Origin of the sequence: Thaumasiovibrio subtropicus (assembly GCF_019703835.1) — a bacterium.
Classification (GTDB): domain Bacteria; phylum Pseudomonadota; class Gammaproteobacteria; order Enterobacterales; family Vibrionaceae; genus Thaumasiovibrio; species Thaumasiovibrio subtropicus.
This window is the reverse complement of the sequence record NZ_AP023054.1, coordinates 912,321-926,303: the sequence shown is the minus strand read 5'-3', so window position 1 is coordinate 926,303 and position 13,983 is coordinate 912,321. Positions and strand designations below refer to the sequence as shown.

The window sequence follows — 13,983 nt, the reverse complement described above, 5'->3', positions numbered from 1 at the left end:
CTAGGTGTCCCAAGCCGTAAGCTTGGAGCGTAAACGTTGCATCGCTTGACTGTGAATTTGGCATACACGTGACTCACTCACCCCAAGAACCGCCCCGATCTCTTTCAGGTTGAGCTCTTCGTCATAATACAGCGAGAGTGTCAGTGCTTCGCGCTCTGGCAAAGTGCGAATTGCCTCAGCAAGCGATGTTTTGAAATTATCGTCGACAACATCCTGAAAGGGAAGGTTTTCCTCGCGGTTTTCTTCGTTACAGATGCTATCTTCGGTTACTCCCAAATCCTCAATACCGACTAAACGACCACAGTTAACATCATTTAAGGCTTGATGGTATTGAGAAGTCGACATTTTCAATTCGGTGGCGATCTCTTGGTCTGTCGGGTTTCTTCCCAAAGAGACTTCGAGTTCGGCTATCGCCTGAGCAATCAGGCGACTGTTTTTGTGCACAGAGCGGGGTACCCAGTCACCACGTCGAATTTCGTCGAGCATCGCGCCGCGTATACGAATCCCGGCAAAAGTTTCAAAACTTGCACCTTTTGAGGGATCATAATTTTGCTGCGCTTCGATCAAGCCTATCATTCCGGCTTGGATCATGTCCTCGAGCTGTACGTTCGGTGGTAGACGCCCTATCAAGTGATGGGCAATCCGTTTTACCAACGGTGAATATCGCTCTATAAATGCTTGTGGACTCTGTTGATTGCGCTCGTAGGTTAACGCTTTACTCACCTACATGCTCTCCGGCTTCTTCACTCGGCTTTACCAATAGGCGCTCCACAAAAAATTCCAAGTGGCCACCAGGGTTAGACGGAACTGGCCACGACAAGGCTTTATTAGCCAGTGAACTCAGTGCCAATGCGGCTGGCGAGCGAGGAAAGGCGTCAACGACAATCTTTTGACGTTTAACCGACTGTCTTACCTTGTCATCCAAAGGAATACACGCCACCAACTCTAAGTTAGCGTTAAGAAATCGCTCTGTTACTCTCGTCAGTTTAGCAAACAATTCACGACCTTCACGGTAACTTCTAACCATATTGGCTACTATTTTAAATCTCGGTACATCATACTCTCGCGATAAGATCTTAATCAACGCGTAAGCATCTGTTATTGATGTAGGTTCATCACACACCACCACCACGACATCTTGCGCTGCGCGCGCAAAACTCAGCACCATGTCAGAAATGCCTGCAGCGGTATCGACTAACAGAACATCTACATCTTGCTCCAGTGAACCAAAGGCGCGGATGAGACCAGCATGCTGTGCTGGTGTCAGTTCCACCATAGATTGGGTACCGGAGGCCGCGGGGACGATCTGAACGCCATGTGGCCCTTCCACAATAATGTCTTGCAGCTCGCATTCACCCGATAAGACATGAGAAAGGTTGCGACTGGCACGCAGCCCCAACATCACATCAACATTCGCCAGACCGAGGTCGGCGTCCAATACCATGACGCGCTTACCCTGTTTGGCCATTGCGATTGCGGTACCGAGTGTGACATTGGTTTTGCCAACACCACCTTTGCCACCCGTTACCGTGATAACTTTGGTAGAAGTAATTTGCGTCATTCGACGAAGTCCGCTTGCTTGATCATGCATAGTCGAATTAATCATAGTAATCTGCCGCCTGTGCGTCTGAGGCATCACTGCTCCAGAAATGTTGCTGATGTTTTAGTTCTTGCTCTAATAATTCATTCGCTTTTGCAACAAGATAATTGCCGCTTGCGATTTTTATATCTTCAGGAACACGCTGCCCGTCCGCAATGTAAGCGACTGGAAGCGCATTTTGGATGGTGACATTAATCAGTTCCCCTAAGCTTAAGCACTCGTCAATCTTGGTTACAATGCAACCCGCGAGAGGGATGCGTCGAAAATGCTCAATGGTTTCCTGCAATACACGACGTTGCGCGGTTGCAGGAAGAACTAAGTAGCTTTTAATTTGAGAGCCGCTGCTCTCCATTAGTGCGTCAAGTTGCTCAGACAGGCGTATATCGCGCTGCCCCATCCCTGCCGTGTCCAACAATACCAAACGACGATGACGTAACTGGTATAGTACTTCGGCAAGCTCGTCAGCATCTTTAGCCACTCTTACCGGACATCCCATAATTCGGCCATACGTCGCTAATTGCTCATGTGCGCCGATACGATATGTGTCAGTTGTGACTAATGCGACTTCATCTGGGCCATGTTCCATGGCGGCGCGTGCCGCAAGCTTTGCAATCGTCGTTGTCTTGCCAACACCAGTTGGCCCTAACAAGGCAGCAACGCCGCCGTTTTCTAAAATGCAATCATCTAAGGTGATAATTTGATCCGCGAGCATTTCAAGCAAAACAGGCCATGCTTCTTTTGGCGCGACTTCTTCAGGGATATAGCAAGCTAGCTGATCCGCCAGTTCATCAGATAATCCCATCTTTTCCAGCCGTTTGATCATCATGGCGCGCATTGGCTCTCGACGTTCAACTTCTTGCCACATCAAACCTGACACTTGATGCTCCAGAAGCTTACGAATCGCCGCCATCTCTTCTCGCATACTATCGAGCTCAGCAGGTGATACCTGAGCATTGCGCGAGTCATAGCGGCTTGGATCGAGCTTGGGGGCATTTCGCTCATCATCTCGACGTGGTCGACCAAAGTTTGTATTGCGTTTTGCTTGGCCCGCCGTATTGCCATCGAAAGCAAAGTCATTACTCTCGAAGCGACTCTTTCGTTTAGGTTGCGGCGACGCATTCTTTTGCTGCGTCACACGATTGTCATATTCCTGACGAGAATTATCTCGCGGCGATGACGATGGTGCGGAGAATCCTTGGCGCGTGTCATTATTCTGACGCTTCTGTTGTCGCGCTAATAATGCGCTCAAGCTATCAGCTTCAGTCTCATCGGATGGTGGCGCATCATTAGATTGGAAATGCTGGAGCACTTTCGCAAAACGGCCGCCATTTTTGGGCTGCTGCTGTTGCGAAAGCTCTACACGATCATCAGCCAGTTTTCGTTTAGCTGCATCATAGTTTTTAGAGAGCGCTTGAGACGCTCGACTTGGTGGTGGCGGTGGTGCGGGTTGCGCGTCATTATCTACCGCAGCCACTATTTCGATACCACCTGTCACCTTTTTGTTAGACATGATCACCGCTTCCGCACCGAGCTCTTCTTTCACTTGGCTCAGCGCAGTGCGCATGTCTTTGGCAAAAAAGCGTTTAATCTTCAATATCTTCTTCCTGAACGACAACTACTTACATGGTGTGAGCGTTGCTGATTAATTACCCACTGCATTCACGATGCGAATTTGCTTCTCGTCAGGTACCTCCTGATAAGAAAGCACATGCAAGCTAGGTATCGTGTTCCTCACAAACTGAGCCAGCGTGCTACGCAATACACCAGAAGTCAGCAAAATAGACGGCTCGCCTTTTAACTCTTGCTGCTGCGATGCTTCTGTGAGTGACGATTGCAATCGCTCTGCTAAACCAGGCTCAATACCTGTTGATTCGCCACCTGACGCCTGCATAGTTTTATGCAACATCTGTTCCAACTCTGGCACCAATGTAATCACCGGAATTTCTGGCTCAACCCCGTTGATTTCCTGCACTATCATACGTTTCAGTGAAATACGTACCGCTGCTGTTAAGATGTCGGGATCTTGACTCTTCCCCGCATACTCCGACATTGTCTGCACTATTGTGCGTATGTCTCGAATCGGTATCGCCTCATTGAGTAAGTTTTGCAGAACTTTGACCACAGCGCCTAACTGAAGCTGATCAGGAATGAAATTCTCAACCAGTTTCGGCGCCGATTTCGATAGCATCTCCAACAAATTCTGTACTTCTTCATGCCCGAGTAACAAAGAAGCATGATTCGTCAAAACTTGGCTGAGATGGGTTGCGAGCACAGTCGCTGAATCCACTACCGTGTAGCCTAGCGCCTGTGCATGTTCTCTCTGACTCTCTATGATCCACGTCGCTTCAAGATCAAAGGCAGGGTCTCGCGTCGGCTCACCTTCAATCTGCCCAAAGACTTGTCCAGGGTTTATTGCGAGTTCCATATCCTGACGAATATCCGCTTCACCAAAGGCCACGCCCATTAGCGTGATGCGGTACGAGTTCGGCGGTAACTCTAAGTTATCTCGGATATGAACTGGTGGCACTAAAAAGCCAAAGTCTTGTGATAGCTTCTTACGTACACCTTTCACCCGCTCTAGCAGTTCACCGCCTTGCTCTTTGTCCACCATGGGAATCAAGCGATAGCCAACTTCTAAACCGATGATATCGACAGGCTGAACATCATCCCATGACAGCTCACGCTGCACAGGGGCTTCTGGCAAACTCTCTTCTTGTTCGACAACCGCAAGCGCTTGCGCTTTCTGGCGCTTAGTTTGCCAATAAGCCAAACCGCCAGTACATGCGGCCAATAGCAAGAAAGGTATGTGTGGCATCCCCGGTACAATGCCCATCACAAACAAAATACCGGCGGTAATCATCAGCGCTTTCGGGTTGGCAAACATCTGCATAAACATCTGCTGCCCCATGTCTTCATCTGTATTTTGACGCGTCACCATCATGGCAGCACCAATGGACAACAACAGAGAAGGAATCTGCGCGACGAGACCATCACCAATGGTCAACAAGGTAAAAACTTCAATCGCGGAAGAGAACGGCATGCCATGTTGGCTCATACCGATAATAAGACCGCCCACGATGTTAATAAGTAATATCAGGATGCCGGCAATCGCATCCCCTTTCACAAACTTGGAGGCACCGTCCATTGAACCGTAAAAGTCCGCTTCTTTTGTCACTTCACTACGGCGCAATCTTGCTTGGTCTTGATCTATCAACCCTGCATTCAAGTCTGCATCGATAGCCATCTGTTTACCCGGCAACGCATCCAAGGTAAAACGTGCGCTCACTTCTGAAATACGTCCCGCACCTTTGGTGACAACCATAAAGTTAATGATCATCAAAATCATGAAGACCACAAGACCAACCGCATAGTTACCGCCAATAACGACGCTACCAAAGGCATCAATCACCTGACCTGCAGCACCGGGGCCCGCGTGACCATGCAGTAACACCACCCGCGTTGAAGCGACGTTCAAGGCTAAACGCAATAACGTCGCGATAAGCAGAACAGTGGGAAACGCAGCAAAATCGAGTGGACGACGGGTATAAACCGTGACCAACAGCACCACTAAGGAGAGGGCAATATTGAAGGAAAACGCCATGTCCAATAGCAACGGCGGCATAGGCAGTACCACCATTGCCAGCGTCGCCAAGACAATAATAGGCGCACCGATTGAAGGTAGCGCTTTGAGGCGATCCATTGGCAGTTTGTTAAGAAGAGGCAGAGACGCTTTCATAATGGAGGTATTGCTTTCCTATACTTCACAAAGGGTTAGCAAAGGCTTTCGCCAAGCTTGTGTCAGTTCAGGACTAAACAGGCAAGAATCATGCCCACTTTTGTGATGGAAAGTTGACGCCTGTCGTTTAGTTGTCGTAACGCATATCTGTTGGCGGCTCGAAGTTACGCTCTTTAACGTTCGGACGCTTACCTCGCCCTTTACGGAACTCTTTAAGCTGGAAAACATAAGCAAGTACCTGAGCAACGGCCGTAAACAGACCGTCAGGAATTTGTTGTTCTAATTCAGTAGTGTGGTACAACGCCCGAGCCAAGGGGGGAGCAGGCACAATATCGATCTCATTTTCATTGGCAATTTCTCGAATTTTCAATGCGATATGATCAATACCTTTGGCAACAACAATTGGCGCAGAATCAAGATCTGGGTCATAACGTAATGCGACAGAGAAGTGCTCCGGGTTAGTAATAATGACATCAGCTTGCGGTACTTCAGACATCATCCGACGCTGCGCAGCTTCACGCTGCAACATCCGGATCCGCCCTTTCACTTCAGGTTTACCTTCCGTGTCTTTGTACTCGTCTTTGACTTCTTGCTTGGTCATCTTTAGCTGCTCTGTGTGCTGCCAAATCTGATAGGGAATATCAATCGCCGCCACCACCAGCAACGAGCAACTAATCAGCAACACAAAACGCAATAGCACAGAGAGCGCGTGGAACAGATTATTGGGGAATAGCTCGCGATTGATTTCGAACAGATCTTGCATACTAGCGCGCATCAGCCAAACAGCGACCCCAGCGACCAGAATCACTTTTAAAATCGACTTCACCAGCTCCATCAGGCTCTGCATACCGACCATACGCTTTAAGCCACTGAGTGGATTCATCTTCGACCACTTCGGCATCGCCGCTTCGAGAGACCAGTTAATTCCCCCGATGCCTGCTGCGCCAATAACTGCAGCAACAAACAGTGCACAAAGGATGATCATCAGCGGCCATACGATGTGCCACACCGATTGGGTGAGAACGGTCATGAGCACACTAAAATCGAAGATTTCCTCACGGGTCAGCGTGAACATCCGCCCCATGAACTCCATTAACGCCATGCCAAGAGTGTCACCCATCAACATCATAATGGCAGCACCAGCCACCAACAGCGCGACGGTGGCGAGCTCTTTCGAGCGTGCAACCTGACCTTTTTCTCTTGCCTGTTGCAGTCGCCTCGTCGTGGGGTCTTCCGTGCGTTCTTGACCGTCAGATTCTGCCATCTCAGCCTCCTTAACAGTCCATTCGCACTAGACTACAAATCTGCTCAATGCCGAGCTGCCAATGAAACTCATACTTAGGAATAATCCCCAGCACGATATACCAGCTGATCAGTAGACCAAGTAATAGGGCAAACGAAAAACCCAGTGCAAAGATATTTAATTGTGGCGCGGCACGTGTCATCACACCAAAAGAGAGGTTCACCGTCAGCAAGGCAATAATACCCGCGACAGCCATGGAGAGTCCGGCCTTGAACATGTGTCCAAACCAACCCGCAAGCTGTTGATAGTCAGTTGTTTCGAGCATCAGCTCTCCAACCGGCAAGGTTTGAAAACTCATCACAACCACTTGCAGCATTTCTAGGTGCCCGTTGGTCACCAAAAATAACATCAGCGCCAAGAAGAGAAATAACTGACCCAGCACCGGGGTATTTTGTCCGTTCGAAGGGTCAACCATAGAAGCAAAGCCCAAACTCGATTGCATACCAAGGATCTGGCCCAGCAAAACAAACGTTTGGGTGACAAATTGCGTCACCATACCCATTGCAACACCAATCACCACCTGCTGCGCGGTGATCACAAACCCTTCAACTGAGAACAAAGGGATCTGGACAGGCATTGCTGGTACACCGCCACTTACTGCCAATGTGATCGCGATAGCAAGATAGAGACGAATGCGCGGCGAGACAAACTGAGCACCAAAGAAGGTCATCGCCATCATCATTGATGAGATACGCGTAAACGGCCAAAGCAAATTGGCGAGATACTCAATAATGACGTTAGCGGGATATTCCATACTGGAGCAACACAGTTAATGGGCCACGAGGCTCAATAGAGAAGTAAAGGAATACGTTCGATCAGGCCGAAGAAATACTCCATCAAAGTCTGCGTCATCCAGTGACCAAACAACATAAGAGCCAACAGCGTAACCACAAGACGAGGCAAAAAACTCAATGTCTGTTCATTGATCGAGGTCGCGGCTTGGAAAACCGCCACCAATAGACCAATAAGAAGACCCGGTATGACGATGGCACACACCATCAGCAGTACCATCATCAAGGCATCTTGGAATATTTCTACAAAAGACTCAGGTGTCATCGCACTCCCTCATCATTTCTCCCAAGATCACATGCCAAAGCTGCCTGCCAAAGTCGAAAGGATTAAGTTCCACCCATCCACCAAGACAAACAACATTAACTTAAACGGCAAAGAAACAATCATGGGCGATAGCATCATCATACCCATTGCCATCAAAATAGAAGCGACCACCAAGTCAATCACCAAAAACGGTAAGAAGAGCATGAAACCAATTTGGAAAGCGGTTTTTAACTCTGAGGTGATAAATGCTGGAATCAATACCGTCATCGGTACCTCTTCTGGCGATGTCGCATCACTGCCAGACATACCGACAAAGGTTTCCAGATCTTTTACTCGGGTCTGTTTCAACATAAACGCGCGAAGTGGTTGCTGCGCACTATCAAACGCCTGACGTGCGTTAATCTCTTCATTCATATAAGGTTGCAATGCTTGCTGATTAATTTCGCTAATCACAGGCGACATGATAAAGAAGGTTAAGAACATGGCGATACCAATGATCACCTGATTCGATGGCGTTTGTTGCAAACCCATGGCCTGCCGCAGTATCGACATAACAACAACGATACGGGTAAAGGAGGTCATGAGAATCACGATCGCGGGCAGAAAACCCATTGCAGTCATGATAGCGAGGATCTGCAAACTTACTGAATAGTCTTCACTACCGTCAGGGTTGACAGTCATTGTCACCGCTGGAATACCACCCGGCCCGACATCGAGCATTTGACTGACGCCATCGCCACTTACCGATTGCATCTCACTCACTGTGATATTCTCTTGTGTCGCCGCGGCAGCAGGTACCGCAGCAGCAACCTCTTCTTCTGCAGCAAGAGGCGACATCCACAACAAACAAATAGCCGTCATCATGACAGCAAACCATTTAATCCGTTTCATTTTTCTTCATCAGCTTGGCAAACTGTTTAGCAAACTCAGGTGGCGAATCTTCAGGTAACGGTGTATCAAGTGATTTTAGCAAGGTGATATTGTTGGCCGTAACACCCAACAGTACTTGCTCACCATTCACATCGACCACAACAACACGCTCTTTTTGACCGAGTGGCAGTTGTTTTACAACGCGCAACGGACCTTGATGTCCCGCAATCTGTGGTAAGCGCATGCGTTTCATTAGCCACGCAAGCAAAAAGATCAGCGCGATCACCATGACAAGCGATAACAGCGTCGTGGCGATGTTTAAATCTGGACCAGCAGCAAAAACGGGCATAGAAACCATGCCCGTCAAACAAAGTAATGCTTTGTTATTCCTCATATTATCTAAGCTTCTTGATGCGTTCAGTCTGGCTTATGACATCGGTTAGGCGAATACCAAACTTGTCGTTGACCACAACCACCTCACCATGCGCAATCAAAGTGCCATTGACCAAGACATCTAATGACTCACCGGCAATACGGTCTAACTCAACCACCGAACCTTGGTTAAGTTGCAATAAATTACGAATACTGATTTGCGTGCGACCAACTTCCATTGAGATGGTGACGGGAATATCAAGAATTGAATCAAGTCGCTTACGCTCATCATCACTGATGGGGGCAGGATCATCAACCAGCTCATCAAGTGGTGCAGCTTTCACACTCTCTTCAACTTCTTGTGCGGCTAGTGCGGCAGCCCATTCGTCCGCCATTTGTTGATCGTCATTTTGATCCATGGTGTTACCTATTCAATTAATCATCATGCTCATCGTTCTCAGCACTTAGGGCTTCACCTAAGGCATCACGATCGAGAAACGCCAGATCTGTTTTCACCATATCAGGTCGCTTCAGTTTTTCTGTTACTTTGAGCGCAATATTGTCATTTGACTGACCCATCTTGGCTCTAAATGTCGGTAAATCTTCAATAAAGACGGTTGCCGCTTCGGGCATTTCGACCGGGATGACATCGCCCGGTTGAAGTTCCATCAAGTCCCGAAGGCTAAGATCGACATCCAGCAAAGTCGCGCGAAGATTAACGGGCACATCCATAATTTCATCACGCAGTGCCTTACTCCAACGGACATCTGTTTCCATTTTGTCACTCTGGATACCCGCATCAAGCAGCTCACGGATTGGTTCGACCATGGAGTACGGCATCACGACATGGAAGTCGCCACCGCCACCATCCACCTCAATGTGGAACGAACTCACCACGATAACTTCGGTCGGGCTGACAATGTTAGCCATCGTCGGGTTCACTTCAGAGTCAAGGTACTCAAATTCCACCCCCATTACTGGTGACCACGCCTCGCGATAGTCTTCAAAAACCAGTTTTAGCAGCATTTGAATAATACGGCGCTCGGTTGGCGTGAACTCACGTCCTTCGATTTTGGCATGAAAACGGCCATCGCCACCGAAGAAGTTTTCCACGAGGATAAAGACCAAGCGTGCTTCCATGGTGATCAAGGCCGTTCCTTTCAACGGACGAAAGCGCACCATATTTAAACTAGTGGGTACATAAAGCGTGTTTTGGTACTCACCAAACTTCACCATTTGTACGCCATTAATCGACACTTCGGCTGTTTTGCGCAGCATGTTAAATAAGCTGATTCGCATGTGACGCGCAAAACGTTCATTAATCAGCTCAAGGGTCGGCATCCGACCACGAACAATGCGATCCTGTGACGAGAAATCAAAGACGACGGCACTTTCTAGGTTACTACTGCCACCATCATCTTCATCTTCTACATCATCAACCCCATGAAGTAGCGCATCAATTTCATCTTGGGAGAGAAGATCGCTCACAATAACCCCTTATTGCATTACAAAGCCGGTGAACAACACACGTTCGACGACGTTTTCACCCGCTACTTTACTCATTGCCGATTGCAGCGCCTGCGTTGCGTTAGCTCGTAAATCCATGCGTCCAGTTGGATTGCGCAGCTGCTCGACTGTTGCCGCACCAAATGCAGAAAGCAGTGTCGAGCGAATCAAGGGTAAATGGCTCTTTGCCAACTCTTCATTTGCTTCGCCACGCACAAGTAACTGAACGTTCACTTGGACAAGACGGTCTCTCGAATCGCCAGTCACGTTAAAAATAAACGGCTGAGGCAATGTCACATACAATGCTGGTCCACTGACAATCGGCTCTGGCTCCGCCTCGGCCTCAGTCATCGGCGCAGGCTCACTTGAGCCAAAAAGGAAATAGCCAGCTGCACCGCCCGCGGCAAGTAACACTACACCGAGAATAATGAAAATCAGAATGTTCTTTTTGCCGCCGGAAGGTTTATCTTCCAGCATATCACTGTCATCAGCCATGAACTCTCCTTGAATAATCACTCATGATTCATCTGTTATCTGGTAACGCACCAATGACAACAGTATAAACCACTGCTACCGATTATTATGCATAATAATCAACGCCTTCTTGCCGTTCGTCGACAAAGAGTTCAATCTGCTCATCACTGGCCGCAGTTTGTGTCCAATCCGGTGTACCATTTTGACCACTACCACCTTGATTTCCTTGGTTACCATTGCCATTCGCCATATTCATCATCCCGTTGCCCTGCTGTTGAGACTGACGACCACTGGCATCTTGTTGAACATTACCTTGCGCTAGCTGCAACCCCTGCTGGTTCAACATCTCACGTAGTCGTGGCATGGTTTGCTCTACCACTTCTTTTGCCTGACTAGAACTCACCGTAAACTGCACACTCGCCTGATCTTGGTTGAGATTCAGTTTGATCTGCATTCTACCCAACTCAGGTGGGTCCAAGCGGATATCGACTTGTTTAAGGTTATTAGACAGCATCATCTGCACTTTTTCCGTTATCGCTTGCTGTCCTTCGCCCGGCTGCATATTCATTGGTGGTTGAGCCGCTTCCGCACGGAGCCCCTGTGCCCCTAACGCTTGTTGCAATCCAGCTTGGAACTGCCTTGGCGCGCTTTGCGCAGCATCAGTAGCACCATGTTCATCAGCAACGTGACCGACAGCTCTCGCAGCCGTGGCGGTTTTAATCGTCCTTTCTGCGGCGGCACTCAATGGCTGCGTCGACGCACTGGCTGCTGCCACTGTTGGCGCTGCACGTGCTGCTGTCAGCAGGTCGAGCGATGGCTTTGATTGGGTTTCCATCACATTTTCACTCGTCTTGGCCTGCACCTCGCCATTAGGTTGGCGGAGCATGCCTTGAGTAAGATCTCGGGTTGTCGCTTCATTACTCACTTCTTTGGGTGATAGCGTATTACCGCTGGTCACACTTTGTGCCGTCATATGTGGGCTTGCCGATTGCCGTCCTGCACTCTCGTCCAATGCCGTATCATCAGCCACAACACCAGCACTCATCATGCTACTTGCCGGAGTACCCTTGGTACGCTCTGACGACATCTGGCCAGTAGACACAGTCTGACGCGCAGCCACAGGCGCAGAAACACCCGATGCGACCGCCACAACAGCTGGATCCAAGACATCTGTTGCAACGTCAGATGTCGCAAACTCAGGTTGTTGTTCGCCAATCAGTTCTTCACTACCACCTGTCATCGCGGTAAATGCCTGAGCTGACTGCACCGACGTTGAAGCATCAAGCTCATTGACCTGCCACGGAATGTCATTGTGAGTATTTACTGACGCTGTGACACCCGCCACATCAGCAAGACCTTGGTGCGACTGCGCCCCCAAGCTGTCAACTTCAACATCGAGTTCGGTTGGTATTGGCACGACATTAAGCACATCACCTTGATCAATTACCTGTTTGGGCATCTCCGCTACAGAGGCCACCTCTTTCTCACCTTGGAAAGGCACATGTGCCAATGTTTGCTTTTCCAATGCAGGCCAAGCCAACTCACCACTTTGCATTCGCTGGGCTGGATCAACGTGATTCATCGCCTGTTGTTCCCCCCCAGGGAACTGTTTCGACAAAGAGATCGCTTGAGGCGCAGCTAGCCCAGAATCCACGAAAGGTTGTGTTGACTGTTCCGCGACCAATGGGGTTGCCCCTGCGGCTTGTAGTGGGTTGCGACTGACCGTGTGTCCAAGCTCTCTCTCTGCGATAACGGTTTCAGAAGCAACAGCGTTCGAGGCGACGGTTTGTGATAAGGCCGTTGGTGATAAAGCCGTTTGCGAACCTGCTAAGCGAGCTAATGGCAACTCAGAGTGTTCTGGGAAATCTGTCGTCGCGGCAAGCCCTTTCTCTACATCTGTTTGATGCCACTGCGAGTTCAATGTGCTATCCAGCTTATTACTTTGCGCCCCCTTCTCTGCTAGCGGCTTGATTGTCTCTGCGTCGGACTTAACTGGCTTTGTCTGAAGTGCACGGTCCATCCCGTCGCTATCCAATACGGCAGCAGAAACCACGGCCTTATTTAACGTCTCTGCCTCAAGGTTAGAGGCGTGTCGAGCAGGCTTAAAAGGTGTACCTGTTTCATCAGTGCTGCCAACAGTCCCGTTGTCGCCACTCGTTTTCCCCTGAGTTTTTCCCAGCCCCGATTGCATTGTCATCGCTTGAGCCACACCCGCTTGTAACGCTGACCCTTTTATCGGTGATGAGGTACTTGGTTGAAGCTCTGATGAACTCAACTCAGCGTTCAAAGCGCTCACCCCTTGTTCAGACGGTGAAAGTCGAGAAGAGGATACTAGGTTAGAGCCTGCTGCCACGTTAGCCGCACCTTTTCCGTGCTCACCTTTGACAGGCTTAGACTCGTCCACTGTTGTCATCTCTGCCGGTGTTACAGTGGTCGTTTTACCACCTGGGCTGAGCCATGTGTCATCCGCAACTTGACCCGTAAGCGTTTGACTCGATTGCTCATTCCCTGTTTTTACGCCGACCACAGGCGCGGTGAGATTAGCTTGCGAAGCTTTGTCTCCAACCATTGCCACCTTGGTTTCAGGAGGCAAGCTATTGCCTTTTTGAAGTTGCTTATCTGCCTCTTTTAGGCGATTCAGCACGACTTCTCCTTCTCCCATTGCATCCGACGCGGACGTTTTTGTCACATCAGCGGTCGCAATTTCTGTTGGTTGAGTTATCGTGCCTTTTGCCACCATCGACGCTGATTCACTACTACTGTTGTTCACAGAGGCAACCGTTGATGCGGGAGTATTACTGGAAGGGCTAACTTGTTGAGTAAAAGGCGATTTACTCATATTTTGTTGCCCTTGAGGAGCACTAGACAAAGAGTGAAGTTGAGATGCAAATACGCCCGGAGCAGACTGTGTCCCGGATTGGGAAATAGGGACTGAGGTATTTAATACCGACCCACCCCCACCTGTTTTGGTCGGTACGGATGCATCAGTTGAAAATAGTTTGGCTAGGTCCATCAGACATCTCACTGCAGATTAGTTCACCAACTAAAATGCAAGAATCGAACCAA

The 13,983-nt window shown here is 49.1% G+C and carries 13 protein-coding genes; all 13 read right to left on the bottom strand.

Annotation, left to right across the window (positions count from 1 at the left end; genetic code table 11):
• The gene (locus tag TSUB_RS04395; protein WP_087021481.1) at positions 1-723 is read right to left on the bottom strand and encodes an RNA polymerase sigma factor FliA; all 723 of its coding nucleotides are present in this window, start codon (positions 721-723) and stop codon (positions 1-3) included.
• Positions 716-1,606, bottom strand: a complete 891-nt coding sequence (locus TSUB_RS04390) for a MinD/ParA family protein (protein WP_087021484.1) — start codon at positions 1,604-1,606, stop codon at positions 716-718. Before TSUB_RS04390 ends, TSUB_RS04395 begins: the two co-directional genes overlap by 8 nt.
• Positions 1,599-3,194 (bottom strand): flagellar biosynthesis GTPase FlhF, encoded by a 1,596-nt coding sequence (gene flhF / locus TSUB_RS04385; RefSeq protein ID WP_087021487.1) that lies wholly within the window; start codon positions 3,192-3,194, stop codon positions 1,599-1,601. The genes TSUB_RS04390 and flhF overlap by 8 nt, the downstream gene beginning before the upstream one ends.
• A 48-nt stretch (positions 3,195-3,242) precedes the next feature.
• Entirely contained in the window at positions 3,243-5,336 is a 2,094-nt protein-coding gene (flhA, locus tag TSUB_RS04380; RefSeq protein WP_087021489.1) for a flagellar biosynthesis protein FlhA, read from the bottom strand.
• 127 nt (positions 5,337-5,463) lie between these two features.
• Positions 5,464-6,600 (bottom strand): flagellar biosynthesis protein FlhB, encoded by a 1,137-nt coding sequence (flhB, locus tag TSUB_RS04375; protein ID WP_087021492.1) that lies wholly within the window; start codon positions 6,598-6,600, stop codon positions 5,464-5,466.
• A gap of 10 nt (positions 6,601-6,610) precedes the next feature.
• Positions 6,611-7,393, bottom strand: coding sequence for a flagellar biosynthetic protein FliR (gene fliR, locus TSUB_RS04370; protein WP_087021495.1), 783 nt, complete (start codon positions 7,391-7,393; stop codon positions 6,611-6,613).
• 32 nt (positions 7,394-7,425) lie between these two features.
• Positions 7,426-7,695, bottom strand: a complete 270-nt coding sequence (gene fliQ / locus TSUB_RS04365; RefSeq protein ID WP_087021498.1) for a flagellar biosynthesis protein FliQ — start codon at positions 7,693-7,695, stop codon at positions 7,426-7,428.
• A gap of 27 nt (positions 7,696-7,722) precedes the next feature.
• Positions 7,723-8,532 (bottom strand): flagellar type III secretion system pore protein FliP, encoded by an 810-nt coding sequence (gene fliP / locus TSUB_RS04360; RefSeq protein ID WP_414718372.1) that lies wholly within the window; start codon positions 8,530-8,532, stop codon positions 7,723-7,725.
• Between the two features lie 40 nt (positions 8,533-8,572).
• The gene (gene fliO, locus TSUB_RS04355) at positions 8,573-8,959 is read right to left on the bottom strand and encodes a flagellar biosynthetic protein FliO (RefSeq protein ID WP_414718363.1); all 387 of its coding nucleotides are present in this window, start codon (positions 8,957-8,959) and stop codon (positions 8,573-8,575) included.
• 1 nt (position 8,960) lies between these two features.
• On the bottom strand, positions 8,961-9,356 hold the full coding sequence (fliN, locus tag TSUB_RS04350; RefSeq protein WP_087021501.1) for a flagellar motor switch protein FliN: 396 nt from the start codon (positions 9,354-9,356) through the stop codon (positions 8,961-8,963).
• A 16-nt stretch (positions 9,357-9,372) separates the two neighbouring features.
• Positions 9,373-10,425 (bottom strand): flagellar motor switch protein FliM, encoded by a 1,053-nt coding sequence (gene fliM, locus TSUB_RS04345; protein ID WP_087021504.1) that lies wholly within the window; start codon positions 10,423-10,425, stop codon positions 9,373-9,375.
• A 9-nt stretch (positions 10,426-10,434) separates the two neighbouring features.
• Positions 10,435-10,938, bottom strand: coding sequence for a flagellar basal body-associated protein FliL (gene fliL, locus TSUB_RS04340; RefSeq protein WP_087021507.1), 504 nt, complete (start codon positions 10,936-10,938; stop codon positions 10,435-10,437).
• Positions 10,939-11,023: 85 nt separating this feature from the next.
• On the bottom strand, positions 11,024-13,930 hold the full coding sequence (locus tag TSUB_RS04335; RefSeq protein ID WP_087021510.1) for a flagellar hook-length control protein FliK: 2,907 nt from the start codon (positions 13,928-13,930) through the stop codon (positions 11,024-11,026).
• Positions 13,931-13,983: the final 53 nt, after the last annotated feature.